This window comes from Brevibacterium linens (assembly GCF_003999335.1).
Classification (GTDB): Bacteria; Actinomycetota; Actinomycetes; order Actinomycetales; family Brevibacteriaceae; genus Brevibacterium; species Brevibacterium linens.
The window spans coordinates 1,087,753-1,111,565 of the sequence record NZ_CP026734.1; the positions used below are offsets into that span (position 1 = coordinate 1,087,753).

Consider the following 23,813-nt stretch of genomic DNA (forward strand, 5'->3'; position numbering starts at 1 on the left):
CTCCGGCCCGCTGCTGATGGCTGCCGGCGCAGCGGCCCTGGCCGGTCTCGTCTCATTCGTCTCTCCGTGCGTGCTGCCCCTGGTTCCCGGCTATGTCGGGTACGTCACCGGTCTGTCCGGTTCTTCGCTGAGGGACAAGCAGACGTGGCGAGTGGTCGTGGGCATCAGCCTGTTCGTCCTCGGCTTCACCGTCGTCTTCGTGCTGTTGGGAACCAGCTTCTCCGCGCTCGGAGCGCTGTTCTCCCAGTGGCAGTCGATCATCCTCCGCGTCCTCGGCGTCATCGTCATCCTCGCCGGTTTCGTGTTCATGGGCGGTTTCGGCTTGCTCCAGAACGAGCATCGGATCCGTGCCAGACCGAAGGCCGGGCTCTGGGGTGCACCGGTGCTCGGAGCGACCTTCGCCCTCGGCTGGGCGCCCTGTGTGGGTCCGACCCTGTCAGCTGTGCTGAGCATGTCGGTGAGCTTCGGCGGTGACGGGATGATCTGGCGCGGAGCACTGCTGGCCTTCGTCTACTGCCTGGGCCTGGGCATCCCGTTCATCCTCCTGGCGCTGGCGATCCACAAGGGCGCCGGACGACTCGTGTGGGTGCGGCAGCATCAGACCGCGATCGTGCGCGCCGGGGGCATCATGCTCATCATCCTCGGTGTGCTCATGGCCAGCGGCGTATGGAACATGTGGATGACCTCTCTGCAAGGTCTCATCAATGGATTCGAAGTGGTGATCTAGTGGCGCCGAAGACGAAGCCGGCGAGCGCGAAGTCGACGGTAACGCAGCCGCAGCTCGGGTTCCTCGGTATGTGCCGGTGGGCGTGGACGCAGCTGACGACGATGCGGGTGGCACTGATCCTCCTGCTCGTCCTCGCGCTCGCTGCGATCCCCGGTTCGCTGCTGCCGCAGAGGATCCAGGACCCTGGCCGGGTGAACACCTTCCTGGAGAACAACGGTGCCTGGGGGCAGTTCCTCGACACCATCCAGATGTTCGACGTGTACTCGTCCATCTGGTTCTCCGCGATCTACCTGCTGCTGATGATCTCGCTCGTCGGCTGCGTCGTCCCGCGCACCAAACAGCACTGGAAGGCGATGCGCTCGTCCCCGCCCAAAGCACCGAGGCGGCTGTCCCGGATGCCCGGATACGCCTCCTTCACCTCGGCGCAGGCAGACACGGACACCCGTGAGCACGCGGACGAGGCCTTCCTCGATGCCGCGGAAGCCCGGTTGAAGAAGTCCGGATACCGGATCAACCGGCAGTCCGATCACATCGCCGCCGAACGCGGCTATCTCCGCGAGACCGGCAACCTCGTCTTCCACATCGCGCTGCTCATGGCGACCCTGACGATGGCGATCGGATCGCTGTTCGGCTACGAAGGTCAGCGCATCCTCGTCGAGGGGGAGACGTTCTCGAATTCGCTGGTCTCCTACGATTCCTTCGAACCCGGTTCCTACTACGATGCCGACAATCTGCCGGACTTCCGGCTCAAGCTCGACTCCTTCACCTCCACCTTCGACGATCAGGCGGCGGGCAATCAGTTCGGTCAGCCGCGCACCTTCGATGCGAAGGTGACGACGACGGCGGACGGGGAGACCGAATCGCACGTGCTCAAGGTCAACGAACCGGTGCGTGTGGGCGGCGTCGGCGTCTACCTCACCGGCAACGGCTACGCCCCCGAGGTGACCGTTCGCGATGCGAAGGGCGATATCGTCCAGTCCGGTCCGCAGGTGTTCATCCCGGACGGCGGAGACCCCGGCTACACCTCCGAAGGCGTCATCAAGGTCCCGGATTCGGCCGGTACGCAGATGGGATTCGTCGGCGTGTTCCTGCCGACGGCTGCGCAGAATGAGGACGGGGAGCTGATCTCGAGCTTCGCAGAGCTGCGCAACCCCTACCTCGTGATGAGCGGGTACACCGGTGACCTCGGCCTCGATTCGGGAGTCCCGCAGTCCGTGTACACCCTCGATGCCGAGAACATGACGGAGATGACCGATGAGTCGGGCGATCCGCTCGTCATCCAGCTCGCCGAGGGGGAGACGCAGAACCTGCCGAACGGCGGTTCGGTGACCTTCGACGGAGTCAAGAAGTACATCGCCGTCGACATCTCCCAGGACCCGACGCAGGCGCTCATGCTCATCAGTGCGATCCTCGTTCTGGCCGGGCTCGGCCTGTCCCTGTTCATTCCCCGACGCCGCGTCTGGGTGCGGATCAGGAACGGCGACGCCGAGGTGGCCGCCCTGGCCCGTGGTGAGGATCCGATGGTCGAACGCGCCGTCGATGACCTGGTCAAGGCCCTGCGCGATCCGGAGCCCGATGAGGGCGCCGACGGCGAGGACGACGAAAGATGAACCCGAAGTACTACGGGGAGTAGAATAGTTGCGGAGTGTGTGTCGCCTCCGGTCTCCTCACGGAATCGGACGGGCGCACAACGACATAAGTACAGACAGTCTGGCAGCAGCATGCGATAGAAGAGCACTCCTGGGGTGCGGAGGATGAATGGACGTCAACACTGACCTCGCAATGTGGTCGAACCAGCTGATCATCTCGGCGATGATCGTCTACGCCGTCGCCATGATCTTCTACGCCTTCGATCTCTTCGGCAAGCGTGAACTCAAGACCTCGGAATCCGAGATCACCACCTCGGCCAAGGCCAGCACGGTGCGGCGGACGAATCGGAAGACGGCGACGACTGCCGTCCTCGATCGGCCGGGCGACGACGACTCCGCGACGGTGAAGTCGTCCCGGAAGAACATGCACCGCGGAGCCCGCATCGGCACTTCGCTGCTCGTGCTCGCCATGCTGCTGCACGTCGGCGGGGTTCTCACCCGGGCCCTGTCTGTCTCCCGTGTGCCGTGGGGCAACATGATGGAGTACGTCCTCACCGCCACCGCGATCACCGTCATCGTCTTCCTCGTCGTGCTGACGAAGAAGGACGTGCGCTACCTGGGAACGTTCGTCTCCGGGGGAGTGCTGCTGTGCCTGGGACTGGCGATCACCGTCTTCTACACGCCTGCCGCGAAGCTCATCCCGGCGCTGGATTCGTACTGGATCGCCATCCACGTGCCGATCGCGATCCTCTCGACCTCACTCCTCTACATCTCTGCGATCCTCGCAGTCTTCCAGATTCTGAAGAGCGTACACGAGACCAAGGACCCGAAGTGGCTGCGGTTCCTGCACCGTCTGCCCTCGAGCACCGACCTCGAGCGGATCTCCTACCGGATCGCGGCAGTCGGCTTCATCACCTGGACGTTCACACTCATCGCCGGTGCCATCTGGGCGGAAGTGGCCTGGAGCCGTTACTGGGGCTGGGATTCGAAGGAGATCTGGACGTTCGTCGTCTGGGTCATCTACGCCGCGTACCTGCACGCACGTGCGACTCGCGGTTGGGGCCCGACGAAGGTGGCCGTGCTCAACCTCATCGGCATCGCCTCGGTGATCTTCAACTTCACCGTCGTGAACATGTACTTCAACGGCCTGCACTCGTACTCCGGGCTCGACTGAAGCGCTGGGCCGCTCTCAAGGCCGCTCTGACGTCCAGCACCGGGAGCCACCGCCTGCACCGGGCGCCATAACTGCTGTCGGCCCAGTCTGAGGCGAACAGCCCATGTTTGAAACTGGGCTCTCCGCCTCAGACTGGGCCGTCTGCGTGCTGGTTCGATGCCGTGATCAGGCGGCGGACGACAGTTTCGGCTCGGGCTGCTCTGAAATCACCACGTTCCTCGGTGAGCCGTTCAGAGAAAAGTGTGCCTTCTCGCTGGATCGCAGAGTGGCAACGCACCTGCGGTGTCGATGCCGTCGTCGAACAGCGGCGGTGCGAAAGGGGAAATCAGTTCGGACGGCCGCGGCCGTCGCCCTTGGTGCCCCGGTCGTCGGAGTCGGCTGACGTATCAGCGGAGGAATCCGCGGGATCGCTGTCATCATCCGGCTTGGCAGAATCATCGCGCGGAGGCTTCTTCTCGTCGTTGTCCTGAGCCGGAGGCGCATGCTTGCCGAGCTTGAGTTCGCGATCGACCTGTCGCAGATAGTCTGGATCATCATCAGGGGCGGCCTGACCGCGAAGGCGGGTGCCGCGGGTGGGCTTGTCTTCCGAACCGCGTCCGAACAGATACCAGAGGATGAACCCGAGGACGGGAATGAAGAGGATGATGAGTGCCCATACAGGTTTGGGCAGGACCCGAATCAGACCCCGATCGCGCAACAGGCAATCGAAGAGTCCGTACAGTGTCACCGCTGCCGCCAGGACGATCGCGGCAATGAGTAGTCGAGCCATGCAACAAGGATAGTCCACCAACCTGAGCGCGGCCTCCAGCGAGCGGTGACAAGACTGTCACGATCGGAGGCTAAAATGAGTTCAATGCGCACCTTCTGGCTCTACACACTCGCTCGCTTCGGCCTCATCATCGCCGCTGGCCTCGTTCTGTTCCCGTTCCTCGGCTTCAATCTCGTCATGGCGATCGCCGCCATCATCATCGGCGCGCTGCTGAGCTACCTCTTGCTCGGTAAGATGCGCGCCCAAGCAGCGACCGAGATCGAAGCAAAGGTCGCCAAGCGAGCCTCCAAGCCCAAGCGCGTCGGCGCCGATGAAGCTGCAGAAGATGAGATCGTCGAGGAGCGCCTCGGAGAAGACGGCGACCAGTCCAAATGAACTTGTGGCTCAGCCTAATGAGCTGCGGCTCGGCTGAGGCGGCCCAGATCCGAATGAGCCGGGGCCTTTCAGCGCGCTGAGCCTTGGAACGCCAGGCGACTGAGCCTTGGAACACCAGGCGTCAGCACTGAAATGCCTCAGAGCGCCAGACCGAGACCCATCAGTGCGGAGAAGGCCAAACCGGTCAATCCGGTGGATTTGATCGGCGGAATCAGGCCAGGGCCCGTTGTGCCGCTGAGTACCGTCTTGAGTGGGTTGAGTGCTGGGACGAGGGCGAGGATCGCCAAGGCCACGGCCGGATGTCCGTCGAGGATCGCCAGCGCCAGCAGCGCGAACGGCAGCAGCACGAGCACCGCATAGGCGATGCGTGCGGCATTGTCGCCCATCCTCACGGCCAGAGTGATCTTGCCTGCCTCGATGTCTGTCGGGATATCGCGGAGGTTGTTGACCATGAGCACAGCCGAGGCCAGAGAGCCGATTGCCACGGCACCGGCCCAGCCGCTGAGGCTGAGATGACCGACCTGCATCCACATCGTGCCCAAGGTCGCCACGAGTCCGAAGAACACGAACACGAAGACCTCGCCGAGGCCCATATAGCCATAGGGCCGTCTGCCACCGGTGTAGAACCAGGCGGCGGCGACGGCTGCGGCTCCGACGATGAGGAACCACCAGGCCTGTGAGATGAGGATGAGCACGATGCCCGCGACCCCGGCCAGGCCGAAGAAGATGAAGGCGGCCCGTTTGACCTCGTGAGGTTCGGCCAGCCCGGTTGCGGTCAGCCGGACCGGTCCGACACGTTCGTCATCTGTCCCGCGGGTGCCGTCGGAGTAGTCGTTGGCGTAGTTCGAGCCGATCTGCAGGCACAGGGAGACGAGGAGAGCGAGGAATCCGCGCAGCAGGATCTGTCCGAAGCTGACGTGGTCGTCCTTGCCCGAGATGTCGTCGAGGATGAATGCGGTGAATCCGCCGAGCGATCCGATCGCGGCGCCGGTTCCGATGAGGACGGGTGCGAGAGCCAGGGGCAGAGTTCGCAGTCGAGCTCCAGAAATCCACTGGGCGGCATCAGCCATAGTCCTCGCTCACCTTCCTGTCGAATTGTGGAGCCGTCTCATGTTACCGGTAGTTCGCCGGTATGGGTATTCGCATCACGCGCGATGAGATCGGCGGCGATGCGGGCCGCCGCCTGGCGATCGGGTTTGCCGATCGACCGGTTCGGAATCTCGGCCACCGGGAAGACGAGCTGCGGCAGCAGCTGCCCCGTCATCCCGTGATCGAGGGCGTTGAGCCTCTGTGCCGATGCTCGCGGATCCTCGGCTCCGACACCACCTCCGCCGTCGGCGAGGCGGACGAGCGCGACGATCCGTCTGCCCCATTCCTCGTCGGGCACCCAGGTCACGAGCATCTCCTCGATTCCCGCCTTCTGCCAGCTCGGCAGCAGGCCGGTCTCCAGGGCGTGCGGGGAGACGTTCGTGCCCCCGGAGACGATGATGTCATCGGCTCGACCGAGCACGCTGAGCACACCGGAATCGATCCGACCCAGATCGCTGGTGTGCATGATCCGCCGTCCCGCCTCGTCGACGGTGAGAGCGGGGGAGTCGACCGGTGTGATCGCTCCGTCGGCGCCGATCTCGACGTAGCCGGCGGCCACGACGGGCCCGGTCAGGTCGATCGTCCCCGCGTCGGTGATGGTCACCTCGACCCCGTCGAAGGGCACCCCGTCATAGACGCAGCCGCCCGCCGTCTCGCTCATCCCGTAGGTCCGCACGATCGCCAGTCCTGCGGCTTCGGCCCGGTCGAGCAGCGACGGTGAGATCGCCGCTCCGCCGAGGAGGATGTGCGAGATCCGTCCGGCCGCCTCGGTGGCGGAGCCGTCCTCGAGGATCCGGTGGAGTTGGGTGGGCACGATCGAGGTGTACGTCGGTCGGTCGTCCGCCCGCTCCACCAAGGCGGTGACCTCGGTGGCGAAGGACTGGGCGGTGAACCTCGCCGAGGCGGCCCTGACCGGGGCGCGGCCCGCCAGGCGGGCGCGCAGCTCGACCTGGAACCCGGCGATGTGGTTGACCGGCAGGCACAGGTGCCAGTCGCCGGGTCCGGAGAGGAACCGTTCGGTCGCCCGGGCCGAGGCTGTGAGCGCGTCTGCTGACAACGCCACCGCTTTCGCCTTCCCCGTCGACCCGGAGGTGAAGAGGATCAGCGCCGGAGCGGGGCCCGGTCCGGCCCAATCGCGGAAAGCCGCCTCGGTGACGGTGCCGTCGCGATCCGACGGAAGGATGAGGATCGAGGTCCCGGTCAGGGCCCGATCGATGGCCTCGGGCAGCTCGGCGGGGTGCAGTTCGCGTGCGGTCATGCGCGGACTCGGTTCAGTAGTACCAGGGGAACGGCGACCAGTCGGGGTCGCGTTTCTCGAGGAAGGCATCGCGGCCTTCGACCGCCTCGTCGGTCAAATAGCCTAGTCGGGTGGCTTCTCCGGCGAAGACCTGCTGGCCGACGAGCCCGTCGTCGACGAGATTGAAGGCGAACTTGAGCATGCGCTGCGCGTTCGGTGACTTGCCCAGGATCTCCCGCGCCATCTGGAGGGCCGCGGTCTCGAGATCGCCATGGTCGACGACTTCATTGACGGCTCCCATATCGGCCATCTCCTGCGCGGAGTAGGTGCGGCCCAAAAAGAAGATCTCACGGGCCTTCTTCTGCCCGACCATCTTCGCCAGGTAGGCGGAACCGTAGCCGGCGTCGTAGGAGCCGACATCGGCATCGGTCTGCTTGAACTTCGCGTGTTCGCGTGAGGCGATCGTCATATCGCAGACGACGTGGAGGCTGTGGCCTCCGCCGGCTGCCCAGCCGGGGACGACGGCGATGACGACCTTGGGCATGGTGCGGATGAGGCGCTGGACCTCGAGGATGTGCAGGCGGCCGGCACGAGCCGGATCGACGCTCTCACGGGTCTCACCGGAGGCGTACTGGTAGCCGGAGCGGCCGCGGATGCGCTGATCGCCGCCGGAGCAGAAGGCCCAACCGCCGTCCTTCTCGCTCGGGCCGTTGCCGGTGAGCAGCACGGCGCCGACGTCGGAGGTCTGGCGGGCATGGTCGAGAGCGCGGTAGAGCTCGTCGACGGTGTGCGGGCGGAAGGCATTGCGGACCTCTGGACGGTCGAAGGCGACGCGCACGCAGCCGATGTCGTTGCCGGTGGCAGGGTCGATGGCCCGGTGGTAGGTGATATCGGTGAAGTCGAACCCGGAGACTTCGCGCCAGGCAGAAGGGTCGAAGATTTCAGAAACCGTCATGGCCCCAGCCTAGCGCTTGGTCGTTGTGGTGCGGTCCGGGGCCGGGCGGCGGACGGTGAGGTTCCGAACGGCAGGCAGCGTTGGCCGGGGCGGCGGGGTTAGTCTGGGCTCATGGCCGATTTCGCACGTTCGCACACTGGCGCACTGGACTCAGAGGCTCCGGCTGCCGCACCTCTTGATCTGCCGCAACGCTTCGATGAGGTCATCGAGGACCTGCATGTGGTGCGGTTGCCGATGGTCACCCGGTTCCGGGGGATCACGGAGCGGGAAGTGGCGCTGTTCACCGGCCCTACCGGGTGGGCGGAGTTCTCCCCTTTCGTCGAATACGGCACCGAGGAGGCCAGCCGGTGGCTGCGCGCCTCCCTCGAATTCTCCGGGCTGATCTCGCAGACAACCGCCCTCGCCGAGGCGGCCCCCTCCACCGTTCCCGTGCGCGGTTCCAGTCCGGCCGTGGCGGAGGCGGGGACGAGCGGTGAGACCGTCGACGTCAACGGCACCCTGCCCGCCTGTCCACCCGATCAGGTCGCACCGATCCTGTCGCGCTATGACCGGGTCGGCACCGTCAAGGCGAAGGTCGCCGAGCACGGATTCGCCTCCCTCGACGAGGATCTGACACGCCTGCGGGAATTCCGCAGGCTCTGCCCCGAGACGACGCTGCGCCTGGACGCGAATGCCGGATACACGCTCAGCGAGGCCCTTCAAGCTTGTGAGGCATTTGCCGAGTTCGACCTCCAATACTTCGAACAGCCGGTGCCCGAGGTCGAGCAGCTGGCCGAACTGCGCGATGAGCTCGCCCGAAGAGGACAGCCGATCGTCATCGCCGCCGACGAATCCATCCGCAAAGCCGAGGACCCGCTGCGCGTGGCCGAACTCGGAGCCGCCGAAGTCATCATCGTCAAGGTCCAACCGCTGGGCGGGATCGGCGCCGCCCTCGACGTCATCGGCGCCTCGGGCCTGCCCGCCGTCGTGTCCTCGGCTCTCGAGTCATCCGTCGGCCTGGCCGCCGGAGCCGAACTCGCCGCCAGACTGCCTCGCACCGACCGCAGCCTGGACATCCTCGGTGATCGGGTGGCCTGCGGTCTGGGCACCGGGCGCCTCTTCACCGCCGACGTCGTCGCCGAGGACGAGGCCCTGACTCCGGTCGACGGCGCCATCCCGGTCACGCGAATCGTCCCGGACCTTCACCGCCTGCAGCAGCTGGCGGTGGATCCGGGACGATTCGCATGGTGGGCCGACCGGCTCCAGAGCTGCTGGAGCGCTCTGCGCGGTTGAGTCGATTCTGATTGAACTGATTCCGCCTGAATCGGCTCGCGGGTGAACCGGGTCAGCCGGCTTTCTTCACCGCCTTGACGAACGTGTCCGCGGCCTTCGTCACGGTGGCCTCTTCGACATCGGCGATATTGGAAACGGCCACGACGTTGTTGCCAACGAGGGCGTAGACCATGCGCAGGTTCATGGCTGTCTGTCCGCCGGCCTCGACGGAGGCGACGATTCCATTGGTCTCGTCTGCCCCGTCGACCTTGGCGTCGAAGGTCTTGTACTTCATCGACATCTCGACGCCGGCGGTCTTGATCTTCACATCGCTGCATTCTTCTGCGATCTTCGAGGCGCCCTCGATCTGGGTCTGTGCGCCGTCCAGATCGTCATAGCTCGACAGTGCCGCGGAGAGGATGTTGTCGGTGGAGGTTCCAGCGACCGTGGTGCCTTTGGAAGCGAGGTTGGCGTTGAGGAGGTTCATGGTGATGTCTTTGCACTTGGCCGGTTCGAACTCAGAACTCTCCAGGGCCTTGACTGCCTCGCTGGAGGAATCGCCGGCACCGTCGACGGCCTTGAACGACTGACCCTCGGCCTTGGTCGACTCAAGGATCTCCTTGAGCTTCGCCTCATCGAGTTTGCTTGCCTGCGGGGTCTCTTCGGCTGCCGCCTGCGAGGAGTCACCGCCGCCGTCAGCCTGGTCCGGCTTGTCTCCTCCACCCGTGCACCCGACGAGGGAAAGTCCGGCGAAAAGAGCGATGGCTGGGAGTATGCGTTTCATGGTTGACCTCTCGAGTCAGCGTTCTGAAGAACCAGCGGCCGTCGATTCGCGACCGCTCTCAATATAAACGCCAGTGGGATCGTCCGCGGTTTCAGTCTGTGACGGATCTGGAACATCGGCTGTGGATCGTTCGCCATCGACGGCCGCCGCGCTGTCGACCCCGGACGCAGCTGCGTGTCGGTCATCGGCCGTCGCCCTGTCGACCTCAGCCGAGCTGTGCCTGCAGTCGGCTGCCGCGTCGACCGGCGCCGAGGCGATCCTCACCGTGGTCACCTCGTCCTGTCCCAGCGTGGCGAAGTGAGCGGTGCGCTTTCCGGGGATGATCGGATCGTGCATGGCCGCGGCCAGGCGACCGGTGAATGTCAGCCGCCCTTTCTTGTCGGCCTTCTGCTGATAGGCATTGTCCCCGCTGGGACCGGACACGCTGATGTCGTAGCGGCGGCCGGGATCGAAGAGACCGGGAGTGCGCACACGGAAGCTGCCGGTCCCGGTCAGAGAGAAGCCGGCGGCGCTGACGGCATCGAAGCGCACCACTTGCGCGCGACGACGGGAGATCTCCACCCGCCACCCGTGGATGTCGAAGAGGGCATGACCGGTGAGGAAGGTGAACTGTCCGCCATCGGCCACGCGATCTGTCCGACGGCGATCCGAACTCGCATAGTTGCGCCGCTTGGCGAGGGTCTTCAGCCACGCCCCGAGTTCCCGTTCCCAGCTGGTCCAGTTGTGCAGGCCGCTGGTGCGCGGAAACCAGGAATGGCGGATGCCGAGGGAGTTGAGACGGGCAGAGAAGCGCTCGCCCTGCGAGCTGATCATCGACTCGAGCAGGTCACGGTCCTTCGACTCATCGAGGCTGCCGGAGCCGGCGCTGAACCACAGGTCCATGCCGGTCAGATTCTCGGCCAGGGCGTACGGGGAGTTCGCCAGCCATTCGCTGCGATCGGCCACGGGGTCGCCGAAGAGCGTCATCGACCGCGCACCCTCGCGCATGGCGATGATGTCGAAGGCCGGCACCGTTGACAGCGGGTCCAGGGGTGAGGAGAAGGCGGCCGCGGCACCGTAGCGGTCGGGATGCCAGGCGGCGTACTTCATTGCGCCGTACCCGCCCATCGACAGTCCGGCGAGCAGCTGGTTCTCCGGGGTGAAGTCCACGGAATAGGTGGCGTCGAGGAACTCGGGGATCTCCTCGGTGTGGAAGCGCGGCCAATCGTGGATCTCGCTGCCCACGGCCAGCCGAGAATACGTTCCGGCCCCGCCGTCGGGCATGACGACGAGGTAGGGGGAATCGAGTGTGAGCTCCTCGGCGGACCCGAAGTCCGTCCATGACCGGAAGTCGTCTCCGCCGCCGTGGAACAGGTGGATGACAGGGCTGACCTCGGCGGGGATGCCCGGCAGCAGCACACGGACTCCGACAGTGCGGCCGAGAGCGGGGGAGTAGACGAAGAATTCGCGCAGCCTCGGCGAGAGTTTGCGTTTGTCGCGGATGTGCCATTTCCGGGCGTCCTTGCCGCGGGGTTCCGGGCCGAGGAAGGCACTGTTCTGGTCGAGGGCGGGATACCGTCCGCGCTGTGCGCGAGCCGCGGTCAGCGTGCGGATGGCACGTGCTCCCATCGCGATGATCAACGAGCGGCGCATTTCTCGAGGTTAGAGGGCAGAGGTGAACCACAGGGGGTCAGGTGGTTGAATATCAGGTGATGTCGAATTCGAGCGCGGTGGCGCAGCAGATTGCCCGAAGCCTGGTCCACGCCGGTGTCAGTGATGTCGTCCTCGCCCCCGGTTCACGGTCCGCGCCCTTGGTCTATGCCCTGGCGCCGCTGAACGAGGCGGGGCTCATCCGGACTCATGTGCGCGTCGATGAGCGCGATGCCGCCTTCCTCGTCCTCGGTCTGGCCCGGGGTCTGCGTGCGCGCGGCAGCGAGTCCGCCGTGGCGGTCGTGACGACGTCCGGATCGGCCGTGGCCAACCTCCACCCTGCCGTCCTCGAAGCCTCGTACGGGCATCTGCCGCTGCTCGCGCTCACCGCGGATCGCCCCGCGCGGCTGCGCCGTACCGGAGCCAACCAGACCATCGACGACCAGTCACAGGTGCTCAGCGACGTCCGTGCCCGTTTCGATATCCCGGCCGGGGACAGCGCCGAGGCGGTCGCCCGATCCGTGTCGGAGGCCGTGGCTGCGGCACTGGGATCTCACAAGGACACCGTCACCGAGGCGGCCGGCCCCGTCCAGTTCAATGTGCAGTTCGACACCCCCGTGGTTCCCACCCCGGGGGAGCTGAACGCGTGGACGGACGAGATCGGCGCGCTGGCTGCGAACGACGCAGGGCGACGTGCGAGGGCGACCGTGTCTGAGTCCCGTGCGCACCTCGGAGTCACCATCACCGACGGGACCGTCCTCGTCGCCGGGGACGCCGGCGGGTATCCGGCCGAATCTCTGCATGCGCTCGCCGCCGACCAGCATCTTCCGGTGCTTGCCGAACCGTCGAGCCCGCTGGTTCGCACCGCTGCTGACCCGTCGGCCGCCGGAGCGGCCGAACCGTCGACCATCGTGCCTGCCCATGCCCGCGTGCTCAGCGATCACCCCGAGCTGCGCGAGAGTATCCGCACCGTCATCGTCCACGGAAAGCCGACCCTGACCAGGCCCGTGGCGGCACTGCTGGCCGACGAATCCGTGACTGTGCAGCGCGTTCCCGACGCCATCGATGCGTTCGATCTGACCGTCCACGACGAGAGGGCCGAAGTGCTGACGGCCGCGGGAGAGGCGCAGGGGATCGCCGCCTCGGGGCCGACCTGGGTGCGCACCTGGATCGACGCCGGGACGTCCCTCGTGGCAGCCGCACGAGCAGAGCGGGCCGCGGAATGCCGCCCGGAACCGACCGCGGCCGAGACCTCCGGCGCCGCCTCGGCGAAGGAATTCCAAGCCACGGCACGGACGATCACCGAGCGGCTGGCCGCGCAGGACCTCACGCTCTTCGTGGCCAGCTCGAATTCGGTGCGCTACCTCAGCGACGCCACCGACATCCGCGCCCGCATCCACGCCTCACGCGGACTCGCCGGAATCGACGGGCTCGTCTCCACGGCGACGGGGCTGTCGCTGGGGTTGGGCGAACCGGTCGTCCTCCTCATCGGTGATATCGCCATGCTCCACGATGTCGGAGGCCTGCTCAGCCCGAGCGCCGAGGATGCCGGTGACGTGACGATCGTCGTGCTCAACGACGATGGGGGAGCGATCTTCGCAGGCCTCGAGCACTCGCAGCCCCACCTCGACGGTTTCCTGGAGCGCTATTTCACGGTTCCCCACGGTCGCGGATTCGCCGAGCTCGCCGCGGCCTACGGCTGGGAGTACATGCGAGTCAGCGACCTGGTGAGCTTCGACCATGCCATGGACGAGGGCCTCGGCGCCGCCGACGATCGCAGCGCGACCACCGCCGGCGCTCGTCGCATCATCGAAGTCCGACTCGACTGAGCCCGCGCAGCTTTATGAGGGATTATCGCTGGGTAGTTCCTGTGACCGATCATTGCGGTTGGTGGTACCATAAACATGTACCACTCGTTCGTATGTGGAGGTTCTCATCATGTCCATCAGCGCAAGCGAGGCTCGCAAGACCTTGTTCCCGCTCATTGAGCGAGTGAATGAAGACCGTGATGCCGTCGAGATCGTCTCTCGCAGGGGCAATGCTGTCCTGATGTCGGCTGACGATTACGCTGCATGGCAGGAGACTGCCTACCTGTTCCGGTCGCCGGCCAACGCGCGCCGTCTGCTCGATGCCTATGACCGTGCCCGCGGCGGGAAGGTCGAGTTCCACGACCTTGATCGCGCGGATGAGGAAGCCTGAGTGCGTCTGGTCTGGGACGAGGCGGCCTGGGAGGACTGCAAACACTGGCAGACTGCCGATCGGAAGATACTGAAGCGCATCAATACGCTCATCGACGCCTGCCTGCGTGAACCGTTCTCGGGGATCGGCAAGCCCGAACAGCTGAAGTACGGAGCCCAGGGCTCGTGGTCGCGGCGCATCACCGATGAGCACCGACTGGTCTATCTCGTCGTCGACGACGACCTCGTGATTCTTCAGGCCCGCTACCACTGCTGAGTCAATGGCCTTCCGTGTGGGCACACGGCCCGCCTCGTGGGCTGCCCGACGCTCACCTTCGCCGAGTGGGCGCGGGACAACGTCGGGGAGTTCCGATGACGATCGGTACCGTCAATCCAAACCGAGCGCACGGCGCATCGGCTTGAGCTTCGCATCCGTCTCGGCCACCTCGGTGGCGGGATCCGAATCCGGCATGATTCCGGCCCCGGCATACAGCCGGATCCGATTGCGGTCCTCGAGCTGACCGCAGCGCAGTGCGATGCCGAACTGGCCGTTGCCGCGCGCGTCCATCCACCCGACGGGACCGGAGTAACGGCCGCGGTCGAGGGGTTCGAGCTCATCGACATGCGCCACCGCGCTCGCCTGCGGGTACCCGCCGACGGCCGCGGTCGGGTGGACCGCTGCGGCGACGTCGAGGGCGGTGAGTCCGGACTCGGGGGACAGGTTCGCCTGCGCGTCCGACGCCGAATGGATGACATTGGCCAAGGGCAGCAGGTGGGGGCGCTCATCGACGGTGACATCCTCGGCGACCGAACCGAGGCTGCGCTGCAGCGAGGCGATGGCGAAGGCATGCTCGGTGCTGTCCTTGTGCGCGCTCAGCAGCCTCCGGGCCGCAGGCATCTCCTCCATCGGGTCTTTCTCCACTCGGTAGGTCCCGGCGAGCACACGTGAGGTGACTCTGCCGTTCTCGACCCCGATGAGCAGTTCCGGGGTCGACCCGATGAGACCGGCGATGTCGAAGGTCCAGCAGCTCGGGTAGCTGCGGTTGAGCGCGCCGAGCACCGCACGCACGTCGATGTCCTCATCGGTGGTGACGACCTCGTCGCGGGCGAGGACGATCTTACGCAGAGTCGGATCCTCCGCAAATGCATCCACTTCTGCGGAGGTGTCGATCGGGGTGAGCATGCCGGCGACCTGCTCGACGAGCCGAGCCCACTTCTCGGGACCGAGGTGCCCGGCTTCGGCGCGGGCCGACTGCACCCGCTGCAGCGGTTCGGCCTGCAGCACCGGAGGCAGCGGCGGCACCTCGGCCGTCGAGATCGAGGTCAGCCACACGCGACCGCCGCGGCGGCCGAGAACGAACTCGGGGACGTGGATGATCGAATCGACCTCAGATTCGCCCGAATACGCGACCGTGGCAAAGCACATGAGCCCGGATCCGAGCAGATCGACCTCATCCTCGATCTGGGCCGCCTCGGTGATGGCCTTCCACGCATCCGAGAGCTCGGTGAACCGCTGCCGACCGCGAGCACGGATGCGCAGGGTGCGGCCGAAGCCGATGAGACCGGAGGTGTCTCGGACCCAACAGGAGAAGCCGTCGGTCGGCAGCAGCTCGAGCGTCTGCTCCACGGTCGTGGGCAGACCCGACTCGAAGGGGAAGCCGGGCCCGGGATCGACGTCGTCGACGAAACGGGACCGCACGCGCAGACGCGGAGGGGCGGAGAGGATGTCGGAAGTGCCGAAAGTCAAAGTCATGTCACCCCGATTCTAGTTCAGTATCAACCCTGTCAGGCATCCGGATTCGCCCTCCTGGTTGAGGTGTTGAGAGAATATGCTCATGAACCGTGCCAAGCTGGACAAACAGCCCGCCGACGTCGCGTCGATGTTCGATGATGTCGCCTCCCGATACGACCTGACGAACGACGTCCTGTCCTTCGGACTCGCCCGCGTCTGGAGGCGCACCGTCGCCCATTCCGTGGCCGCCGGACCCGGTGAGCGCGTGCTCGATCTGGCGGCCGGCACCGGCACCTCTTCGATGACGTTCACCCACCACGGCGCCGAAGTGGTGGCCGGGGACATCTCCACCGGTATGCTCGCCGAGGGCCGCCGCCGGCACCCGCAGATCGACTTCATCTACGCCGATGCGATGGACCTGCCCTTCGCCGATTCGAGCTTCGACGTCGTCACGATCTCCTTCGGCATCCGCAACGTCAACGACGTCGATCAGGCTCTGACCGAGATGCTGCGCGTGCTCAAACCCGGCGGACGCCTCGTCATCTGCGAATTCTCCACTCCGACACTCGACGCTTTCAGCCTCGTGTACAAGGAGTACTTGATGAGAGCCCTGCCGCCCTTGGCCCGTGCCGTGTCCTCGAACCCGGAAGCCTATGTCTACCTCGCCGAGTCGATCCGTGAATGGCCGAACCAGGACGCCTTCGCCCACCAGATCCTCGACGCCGGCTTCGACCAGGTGAAGTACCGCAATCTCACCGGCGGAATCGTCGCCGTCCACCACGCTCTCAAACCCGCCGAGGCGGCCGACACCGCGGAGCCGGCCCAGCCTTGACGATGAATGAGTTCGATGCCGAAGTCGTCGTCGTCGGTGCCGGCCCGGCCGGCTCCGCGATCGGCGCCTACCTCGCCCAGGCCGGGCACGAGGTCATCATCCTGGAGAAGTCCGGTTTCCCGCGCGACAAGATCTGCGGCGACGCGCTGACCCCGCGTGCGGTCAAAGAGGCCGGCTACCTCGGAATGGAGCTGCCGGAAGCCGATGGGTGGCACAGGAACAAGGGCCTGCGACTCATCGGCGGCGGCCACCGTCTCGAACTCGACTGGCCCGACATCGACGGCACTCCGAACTATGGGGTGACCCGCCCGCGCATGAGCATGGACGAAGCCTTCGCCCGCCACGCTCAGCGCAGCGGGGCACGGCTCTTCGAACAGGTTCGCGCCATGTCGCCGGACGTCGGCGAGGACGGGTGGATCCGCGGCATCCACGCCTCCGGCACCGATCACCGAGGCCGCCGTGTCGGGCCCGAAGCCCACTTCCGGGCACCGATCGTCATAGCCGCAGACGGAGTCTCCTCCCGGCTGGCCGTCTCGATGGGACTGGAGAAGCGCGACGATCGCCCGATGGGAATCGCCGCCCGCGCCTATCACACGACGCCGCGGCACGCCGATGACTACATCGAATCCTGGGTGGAGATGCGGTCGACGAATGCGGCCGGGGAATCCGAGACCCTGCCCGGATACGGGTGGATCTTCCCCCTCGGCGACGGCACCGTGAACATCGGTGCCGGACTGCTCGACTCCTCACCGCAGTTCAAGTCCGTGGATCTGCGCGGAATGATGAACCGGTGGATCGCTGACATGGGGCACGAGTGGGGCATCGACGAAACCACGTCCCTGGCGCCGATCAAGTCCGCGGCCCTGCCGATGGCCTTCAACCGCACACCGCACTTCCACCGCGGTCTGCTGCTCGTCGGTGACTCGGGCGGAATGGTCAATCCGTTCAATGGTGAAGGCATCGATTACGCCCTGGAGTCAGCACGCATCGCCGCCGAGGTGATCTCCACCTACTCCCGTTACCCGCAGGCCCTGATGCGGCGTCGTCTCGAGGAGTACCCGTCGCTGCTGGGGGACTCCCTGGGCGGATACTTCACCCTGGGCCGGGTTTTCGCCTCGATCATCGGCCATCCTGCGCTCATGCAGTTCGGAATCAAGTACGGTATGGGTGTTGACGTTGTGATGGAGTTCGTCGTCAAATTGTTGGCGAACCTCTACCGCGACCCGAAGGTCTCCGAGGCCGATCTCATCGACAGGGTGATCTCCGCCCTGACCCGAATCGTCCCGGCCACCAGCAATGTCTGAGCGCACGGACCACGGTGAGACCACAGTGAAGAACTCTGAGCGCAAGGGCTGTGACAACGGCATGCCGAGAACGACTACGACGAATGACGAGGACATGAGCCACCTAGCCTCTCCGGCCACCTTCACCGGTGACGACGCCCAGCTCGCGGCAGAGATCTCGACCCAGTTGGAAACCGTGGAGGCCCGTCTCTACGAGGTCACCGAACAGACACGGAGACTGCCCGACGAGACATCGAAGCATCTGCTGGCCGCCGGCGGAAAACGCGCCCGTCCGAACCTGGTGCTGCTCACCGCCCGTCTCGGCGATGCGAACAACGACGACATCATCGACGCGGCCGTCGCGGTCGAACTCATCCATCTCGCATCGCTGTACCACGACGACGTCATGGACGACGCGCACGTGCGCCGCGGAGCACCGGCCGCCCACGAGGTGTGGGGCAATTCGGTGGCGATCCTCACCGGCGATCTGCTCTTCTCCAAGGCCTCCGGCGTCACCGCGAACCTCGGCCCCGAAGCCGTGCGCATCCAAGCGGAGACATTCGAGCGTCTCGTCCTCGGTCAGCTCAACGAATTCGCCGGCCCGCCGGAGGACGCCGACGAGATCGAGCACTACATCCAGGTGCTCGCCGACAAGACCGGATCGCTCATCGCGACCTCGGCGCGCTTCGGCGTCATGTTCTCCGGAGCCGATGAGGCGCTGGCCGAACCCGTCCGGGTCTTCGGCGAACGCGTCGGCGTGGCCTTCCAGCTCGCCGATGACATCATCGACCTGACCACGACATCCTCCGAGTCGGGCAAGACCCCGGGCACGGATCTGCGCGAACGCGTTCCCACCCTGCCCGTGCTCTATGTGCGTGCCGCCGCGGCTGAGGGTGATGAGTCCGCCGCCGAGGTGGTCCGACTGCTCGACGCCGACCTCGATTCCGATGAGGCCCTGGAAGCTGCGCGTGCAGCACTGGCCGCCCATCCCGTGACCGAGCGGGCCCGCACCGAGGCGGCCCGCTGGGCCGAGGAGTCCAAGGCCGCGTTGGCACCGCTGCCCGACGGCCGGGTGAAGGAGGCGCTGTTCGCCTTCGCCGATTCCGTCGTCTCCCGCAGCTCCTGATCTCGTTCCCTCTGCCATCTCTCTCCTGATTCACCGCCGTTTCGGAATGAGCGCAAAGGACCTACCGCGATGACGCACACCCAGGCTTCGGCACCGATTCGGACTCCGCAGAGGCTCGGCGCCGCCGACTGGATCGGACTGGGTGTGCTCGCACTGCTGCTCGTGGTGGGCCTGAGCTGGTCGAAATGGCTGCCGTACTGGGACAAAGCGTGGACGATGAGCCGGACGTCCCTGTGGGACGGTACCCCGCTGTTCGATGCCGCCGGGGACACGGTGTCGCTGTCGGGCGCGTGGGACTTCACGCTCGTGTACTTCACCGCCGTGTGGAAAGCGCTGCTGGTGGCACTGCTCGTCGCGGCGGCCATCGACGCACTGGTGCCGCGTGACTGGCTGCTGAGGCTGCTCAACCGTCGCAGCCACACCGGTCAGTCCCTCGTCGGTGCCGTCTTGTCGATGCCGTCGATGATGTGCACCTGCTGTGCGGCGCCGGTGGCCGCAGGTCTGCGGGATTCGGGCGTGCGGCGGTCGGCCGCTCTTGCCTATTGGGTGGGCAATCCGCTGCTCAACCCCGCAGTCCTCATCTTCTTGGCCCTCGTCCTGCCGTGGCAGTACATGGCCGTGCGCATCGTCTTCGCGCTCCTCGTCGCGGTCGGTGCGGCTGCTCTCATCGGACGGTGGGTGAGCGGTCCCGCCGAGGTGGCACCCGAGCCCGACGCCGCCTCGGCGCGTCTGTCGTCTCTGCCCATGCGCTATCTGCGGTCCGTGGCCAGGTTCACGCTCATCCTCGTGCCCGAACACCTTGCGCTCGTGTTCGTCATCGGACTCATCGCACCGTGGCTGACCGGGGTCTTCGGGCTCGAAGCCCAGTTGGGTGCCGGTGCCGTCCTCATTGTGGCGGTTGTGGCAACCCTATTGGTCATTCCCACCGGTGGAGAGATTCCGATCATCCTCACCCTCGTGCCACTCGGAGTCGGAGCCGGTGTCACGGGTGCACTGCTCATCGCGCTGCCGGCGCTGAGCATTCCGTCGATGGTCATGGTCGGCAAGGCGATGGGGTGGAAGACGACGGCAGCAATGGGTGCGACCGTCGCGGTCGCCGCGGTACTGGCCGGGGGAGCGCTGGCCCTGCTCAGCTGACCTGCTGACCGCGGACCGCGGATCCGCCTCGGCGAGGGTGCGGGTAATCCTAGCCCTTACCCCAACTACTACCTGACGGCGGCTGAGCAACCTCGCGCGAGGTTGCTCAGCCGCCGTCAGGTAGTAATAGGGAGGTGCCGGGGGTTTCGTTCCCGGTCAGCGGCGTCGGCTGTGGCGGATCATGTCCGTGCACAGCAGGATCACGGCGATCCAGATGACGAAGAAGCCGATCCAACGAGTCGTCGACATCATCTCCCCGAGCACCGTGACGCCGAGGGTGAATTGGATGGTCGGGGTGAGGTACTGGAGCATGCCGACCCAGGACAGGGGGATGCGGCGGGCGGCGGCGCTGAAGAGGATGAGCGGGATCGCGGTGGCCGGGCCGGTGATGATGATGACGAAGACGTGCCAGCCGCCGAAGCCGGTGAACGTCTGCAGCCCCAGTGATCCGAGGACGATGAGGTAGATCGCCGAGGGTACGGCGAGGACGAGGCTTTCGACGGTCATGCCTTCGAGGGCGCCGACTCGGCTGCCGACCTTGTTCTTCACCAGTCCGTAGAGGCCGAAGGACAGGGCGACGGTGAAGGCGAGGTGGGGGACTCGGCCGAGGCCGATGCCGACGATGATGACCGCGAGCAGACCGAAGCCCACCGCAGTCCACTGCAGGGGCCGCAGCTTCTCGCCCAGGAAGATCACGCCCAGGCCGATGGAGATGAGCGGGTTGAGGTAGTAGCCGAGTGAGATCTCGACGAGTTGGTTGGTTTCGACCCCGTAGATGAATGTCGTCCAGTTGATGGCGATGAGCACCGAGGCCAGAAGCAGCAGGCCGAAGAGGCGCGGTGAGCGCAGAATCTGCCAGGTGCGCAGGAAGCCGCCGGTGAAGACGAGGAGGATGGCGCAGAAGACCAGCGACCAGATGACTCGATGGGAGACGAGTTCGAGGGCGCCGGTGGGGGCTGCGGCGGCGAAGAGCAGCGGCATCACGCCCCACAGCAGGTAGGCGGAGAATCCGTTGATCAGGCCGGCACGGCGGATTGCGCTCTCTTCGGGGGCAGGGTTCTGGCTCACATGTTTCAGTCTATTGAGGGCTGGGCTCGGGGGAGCCGGCGGGACCGCCCGTGAGATGGCAGGGCGGCGAGGGATGCAGTCTGCTGACCAGGCGGCGGTGATGCGAGTTTGGTCACGTCATTGTAAGGATGACCTACATTGACGATAGACTCGGTGGGACTGAACAGAGAGGTGTGAGAATGACTCGTCCCTTCCGGGTGGCCATCGTCGGCGCCGGTCCTGCTGGGATCTACGCGGCCGATCTCATGACAAAGGCGGAGCGTGACTTCGATCTGAGCATCGATCTCTTCGATCGTCTGCCGACTCCCTTCGGGCTCGTCCGCTACGGAGTTGCTCCCGACCACCCGCGGATCAAGGGCATCATCAACGCCCTGATCAAGGTCCTCGACCGAGGCGACATCCGTCTGTTCTCCAATGTCGAGTACGGAGTCGACCTCCACCTCGAAGAGCTCACCGACCGCTATGATGCGGTGATCTTCTCCACCGGCTGCTTCGTCGATGCCGCCCTTGATCTGCCCGGCATCGATCTGCCCGGATCCTACGGGGCCGCGGACTTCGTCAACTGGTACGACTCGCACCCCGACGTCTCGCAGTCCTGGCCGCTGGATGCCGAGCGCGTCGCCGTCATCGGCAACGGCAATGTCGCCCTCGACGTCGCCCGCGTGCTCGCGAAGCAGGCCGACGATATGCACACCACGGAGATCCCCGATCACGTGTACGAGGGGCTGAAGTCCTCGAAGGTCACCGATGTCCACATCTTCGGCCGTCGCGGCCCGGCCCAGGCGAAATTCACCCCGCTGGAGCTGCGTGAACTCGGCGCAGTCAAGGACGTCGACCTCATCGTCTACCCGGAGGACTTCGAGTTCGACGAAGGGTCGATGCAGGCGATCGAGTCGAGCAACCAGACCAAACAGGTCGCGAAGACCCTCACGGACTTCACCATGCGCGAACCCACCGGAGCCAAGCGCCGCCTCCACCTGCACTTCCTGCACGCACCGGTCGCCATCCTCGGCGAGGACCAGGTGACGGCGCTGCGCACGGAGCGGATGGAACTCGACGGGAACGGCGGAGTCAACGGCACCGGAAGCTTCCATGATTGGGAGCTCGACGCCGTTTACCGGGCCGTCGGTTACGCGGGCACGCGACTGCCGCAGCTGCCTTTCGACGATCGCAAGCGTGTGATCCCGAACCACGAGGGTCGCGTCGTCGACTCCGACGATCAGACCACGGCCGCCGACGCCGACGTCGTTCAGGGCGTCTACACCACCGGGTGGATCAAGCGCGGACCCGTCGGCCTCATCGGCCACACGAAGGGCGATGCGCTCGAGACCATCGGCCACATCCTCGACGACCGTGCCGCCGGTGCGCTCACCGATCCGGTGTACCCGGACGAATCGGCCATCATCGAACTCCTCGAATCCAAGGGCGTCGACTACGCCGATTGGGAGGGCTACCACCGCGTCGAGTCCGCTGAGAAGGCTGCCGGCGAGGTCGAGGGACGTGAGCGGATCAAGCTCGCCACCCGTGAGGCGATGCTCGCCGAGGCGCGCGGACACGTCACCGCCGAATCCGTCGGCCAGCCGTCTGCAGGCAGCTGAGGTATGCCACCGGGCGCTCTTCGCGCCGTCGGAGTGTCACACATAGCTGAGGCCTCCCGCGCCGTTCGAGCACCACGCACGACCGTGGCACCTCCCAGGGCTTAGGCATCCTGCACCGTTCGTGCCTTACCCTCCGCTTAGCCTTACTTCCTCCACTCCTGGGGCCATCTGGCACCGGCAGTGCCTTCTCTTCCCGTTGCAACGGGGAGACGAGTCGCTGCCGGTGCCTGATGCTTCCACCGCGTAGAGTCGGAGACGTCCAGACCACGCCAGCGCACACCAAGTCGCACCAGCGAGCGTGGACCATTGCGCTGAAGGCCGGCAGGGGAGACCGCGTGAGAAACGAATCGCAGCTCAAAACGATCGTCGAACGTGCCTATGTCGAACGGCTCAACGCCTGGCAGACGGCGGCGGTGCGGATCAAACACTGGCTGACCGAACAGCAGAAGGGCCTGCTCAAGGACAAGGACATCTCCCGCCTCGACGTCGATGGTCATCGGATCAAGGACGCGGCACGGACCCTGGCGAAGCTGACGGAGAAGACCGACGACGATCCAGATCTGACGATCACCTCCGCCGAGGATGTCGAAGACCAGATCCGCGACATCGTCGGCGTCAAGGTGCTGTGCAAATCACCGCGTGATCAGTCGATGATGTTCGCCGCGCTGCGCGATCCCGATCAGCTTGGCGCGTTCGAACTCATCGAGTGGAAAGACTACACGGACCCGCCGAAGGCCAGCGGCTACCGTGCGTGCCACGTCATCCTGCGCATCCCGTCTGACCAAGGGCCGCCCGTCTTCGCCGAGATTCAGGTCAAGACCCGGCTCCAGGACGCCTGGAGCGAACTGACCCATGAGGACATGTACAAACCCGGCGCTGCGATGAAGCCGAGCAAGCTCCACGGCGAATTCGCCCGTGCCATGGCGAACATGCTCGCGACCGTCGATGACATGGCCGATACCCTCGCCGTCGAGCTCACCGCGCTGACGAATCCGGAACCCGTCGTCGAACTCGACGAACTGCGGGAACAGGACACGGGAATCGATGTCCGGGTCCGCGCGACCGGCCCGAAATACGCGCTCGCCGTCGACGGCTCGGGACGCCAGGGCCTCATCCCCGCCTTCGCCATCCGTCGCCTCAGCGGCCAGAAGGGCACCATCAAGGTCAATGATTTCATCCACCTCGGCGATCGCCTCCGGGCCAGCGTCGAAGAGGACTCGAAGGGTCTGTACTACATCCCGCTCGAACTCCCCGAACACTGACCGGCCTCTTGCGGGTCAC

The 23,813-nt window shown here is 65.8% G+C and carries 22 protein-coding genes; 14 read left to right on the forward strand and 8 right to left on the reverse strand.

Annotated features, from left to right (window positions below):
* Positions 1–16: 16 nt before the first annotated feature.
* The 3 genes from CXR29_RS04675 (at position 17) to ccsB (ending at position 3,490) form a co-directional block, all read left to right on the forward strand.
* On the forward strand, positions 17–727 hold the full coding sequence (locus CXR29_RS04675; RefSeq protein ID WP_127365265.1) for a cytochrome c biogenesis CcdA family protein: 711 nt from the start codon (positions 17–19) through the stop codon (positions 725–727).
* Complete coding sequence (gene resB, locus CXR29_RS04680; RefSeq protein WP_241241592.1) at positions 727–2,337, forward strand: cytochrome c biogenesis protein ResB; 1,611 nt, start codon at positions 727–729, stop codon at positions 2,335–2,337. Before CXR29_RS04675 ends, resB begins: the two co-directional genes overlap by 1 nt.
* Before the next feature lie 148 nt (positions 2,338–2,485).
* Entirely contained in the window at positions 2,486–3,490 is a 1,005-nt protein-coding gene (gene ccsB / locus CXR29_RS04685) for a c-type cytochrome biogenesis protein CcsB (RefSeq protein ID WP_127364035.1), read from the forward strand.
* Between the two features lie 325 nt (positions 3,491–3,815).
* Here the strand turns inward: ccsB and CXR29_RS04690 are convergent, their stop codons facing one another.
* Positions 3,816–4,259: a PLD nuclease N-terminal domain-containing protein gene (locus CXR29_RS04690; protein WP_101556066.1), complete on the reverse strand. Its 444-nt coding sequence runs from the start codon at positions 4,257–4,259 to the stop codon at positions 3,816–3,818.
* Between the two features lie 84 nt (positions 4,260–4,343).
* Between CXR29_RS04690 and CXR29_RS04695 the strand changes: the two genes are divergently transcribed.
* Positions 4,344–4,634, forward strand: a complete 291-nt coding sequence (locus CXR29_RS04695; RefSeq protein WP_101546796.1) for a DUF4229 domain-containing protein — start codon at positions 4,344–4,346, stop codon at positions 4,632–4,634.
* Positions 4,635–4,771: 137 nt separating this feature from the next.
* On the opposite strand, the gene CXR29_RS04700 is transcribed toward CXR29_RS04695, so the two are convergent.
* From CXR29_RS04700 to CXR29_RS04710, 3 genes are read right to left on the reverse strand one after another with little or no spacing between them, the layout of a single operon-like run.
* Complete coding sequence (locus CXR29_RS04700; protein ID WP_101556067.1) at positions 4,772–5,704, reverse strand: 1,4-dihydroxy-2-naphthoate polyprenyltransferase; 933 nt, start codon at positions 5,702–5,704, stop codon at positions 4,772–4,774.
* Between the two features lie 38 nt (positions 5,705–5,742).
* A complete protein-coding gene (locus tag CXR29_RS04705) occupies positions 5,743–6,981 on the reverse strand; it encodes an AMP-binding protein (protein ID WP_127364036.1) in 1,239 nt (412 codons plus the stop codon).
* A 13-nt stretch (positions 6,982–6,994) separates the two neighbouring features.
* A complete protein-coding gene (locus CXR29_RS04710; protein ID WP_127364037.1) occupies positions 6,995–7,915 on the reverse strand; it encodes a 1,4-dihydroxy-2-naphthoyl-CoA synthase in 921 nt (306 codons plus the stop codon).
* Between the two features lie 111 nt (positions 7,916–8,026).
* Here CXR29_RS04710 and CXR29_RS04715 point away from each other — a divergent pair, with 111 nt between their 5' ends.
* Positions 8,027–9,187 carry an o-succinylbenzoate synthase gene (locus CXR29_RS04715; RefSeq protein ID WP_127364038.1) on the forward strand — a complete coding sequence of 387 codons (1,161 nt, stop codon included), beginning with the start codon at positions 8,027–8,029 and terminating at the stop codon, positions 9,185–9,187.
* A 52-nt stretch (positions 9,188–9,239) separates the two neighbouring features.
* On the opposite strand, the gene CXR29_RS17255 is transcribed toward CXR29_RS04715, so the two are convergent.
* On the reverse strand, positions 9,240–9,950 hold the full coding sequence (locus tag CXR29_RS17255) for a hypothetical protein (RefSeq protein WP_164742777.1): 711 nt from the start codon (positions 9,948–9,950) through the stop codon (positions 9,240–9,242).
* Positions 9,951–9,965: 15 nt separating this feature from the next.
* Complete coding sequence (locus CXR29_RS04725; RefSeq protein ID WP_241241594.1) at positions 9,966–11,582, reverse strand: alpha/beta hydrolase; 1,617 nt, start codon at positions 11,580–11,582, stop codon at positions 9,966–9,968.
* Between the two features lie 59 nt (positions 11,583–11,641).
* On the opposite strand from CXR29_RS04725, the gene menD reads away from it, so the two are divergent.
* The 3 genes from menD to CXR29_RS04740 all read left to right on the forward strand — a co-directional run bounded on the left by menD (position 11,642) and on the right by CXR29_RS04740 (position 14,033).
* Positions 11,642–13,408: a 2-succinyl-5-enolpyruvyl-6-hydroxy-3-cyclohexene-1-carboxylic-acid synthase gene (gene menD / locus CXR29_RS04730; protein ID WP_241241595.1), complete on the forward strand. Its 1,767-nt coding sequence runs from the start codon at positions 11,642–11,644 to the stop codon at positions 13,406–13,408.
* 109 nt (positions 13,409–13,517) lie between these two features.
* On the forward strand, positions 13,518–13,778 hold the full coding sequence (locus tag CXR29_RS04735; RefSeq protein ID WP_101555966.1) for a type II toxin-antitoxin system Phd/YefM family antitoxin: 261 nt from the start codon (positions 13,518–13,520) through the stop codon (positions 13,776–13,778).
* Entirely contained in the window at positions 13,779–14,033 is a 255-nt protein-coding gene (locus CXR29_RS04740; protein ID WP_101555967.1) for a Txe/YoeB family addiction module toxin, read from the forward strand. It begins immediately after the preceding gene.
* A 111-nt stretch (positions 14,034–14,144) separates the two neighbouring features.
* On the opposite strand, the gene CXR29_RS04745 is transcribed toward CXR29_RS04740, so the two are convergent.
* Positions 14,145–15,509, reverse strand: coding sequence for an isochorismate synthase (locus CXR29_RS04745; RefSeq protein ID WP_127364039.1), 1,365 nt, complete (start codon positions 15,507–15,509; stop codon positions 14,145–14,147).
* Positions 15,510–15,591: 82 nt separating this feature from the next.
* On the opposite strand from CXR29_RS04745, the gene CXR29_RS04750 reads away from it, so the two are divergent.
* The 4 genes from CXR29_RS04750 to CXR29_RS04765 all read left to right on the forward strand — a co-directional run bounded on the left by CXR29_RS04750 (position 15,592) and on the right by CXR29_RS04765 (position 19,866).
* Positions 15,592–16,320, forward strand: a complete 729-nt coding sequence (locus tag CXR29_RS04750; RefSeq protein ID WP_101555987.1) for a demethylmenaquinone methyltransferase — start codon at positions 15,592–15,594, stop codon at positions 16,318–16,320.
* A gap of 2 nt (positions 16,321–16,322) precedes the next feature.
* Positions 16,323–17,624, forward strand: a complete 1,302-nt coding sequence (locus CXR29_RS04755; protein ID WP_127364040.1) for a geranylgeranyl reductase family protein — start codon at positions 16,323–16,325, stop codon at positions 17,622–17,624.
* Positions 17,625–17,718: 94 nt separating this feature from the next.
* A complete protein-coding gene (locus CXR29_RS04760) occupies positions 17,719–18,729 on the forward strand; it encodes a polyprenyl synthetase family protein (RefSeq protein ID WP_127365268.1) in 1,011 nt (336 codons plus the stop codon).
* Between the two features lie 69 nt (positions 18,730–18,798).
* Positions 18,799–19,866: a permease gene (locus CXR29_RS04765; protein WP_127364041.1), complete on the forward strand. Its 1,068-nt coding sequence runs from the start codon at positions 18,799–18,801 to the stop codon at positions 19,864–19,866.
* Between the two features lie 156 nt (positions 19,867–20,022).
* Here CXR29_RS04765 and rarD read toward each other — a convergent pair whose 3' ends face one another.
* The gene (gene rarD / locus CXR29_RS04770; protein ID WP_127364042.1) at positions 20,023–20,934 is read right to left on the reverse strand and encodes an EamA family transporter RarD; all 912 of its coding nucleotides are present in this window, start codon (positions 20,932–20,934) and stop codon (positions 20,023–20,025) included.
* 179 nt (positions 20,935–21,113) lie between these two features.
* Between rarD and CXR29_RS04775 the strand changes: the two genes are divergently transcribed.
* On the forward strand, positions 21,114–22,532 hold the full coding sequence (locus CXR29_RS04775) for an FAD-dependent oxidoreductase (RefSeq protein ID WP_101555974.1): 1,419 nt from the start codon (positions 21,114–21,116) through the stop codon (positions 22,530–22,532).
* 335 nt (positions 22,533–22,867) lie between these two features.
* On the forward strand, positions 22,868–23,794 hold the full coding sequence (locus tag CXR29_RS04780) for a GTP pyrophosphokinase (RefSeq protein ID WP_101555975.1): 927 nt from the start codon (positions 22,868–22,870) through the stop codon (positions 23,792–23,794).
* Positions 23,795–23,813: the final 19 nt, after the last annotated feature.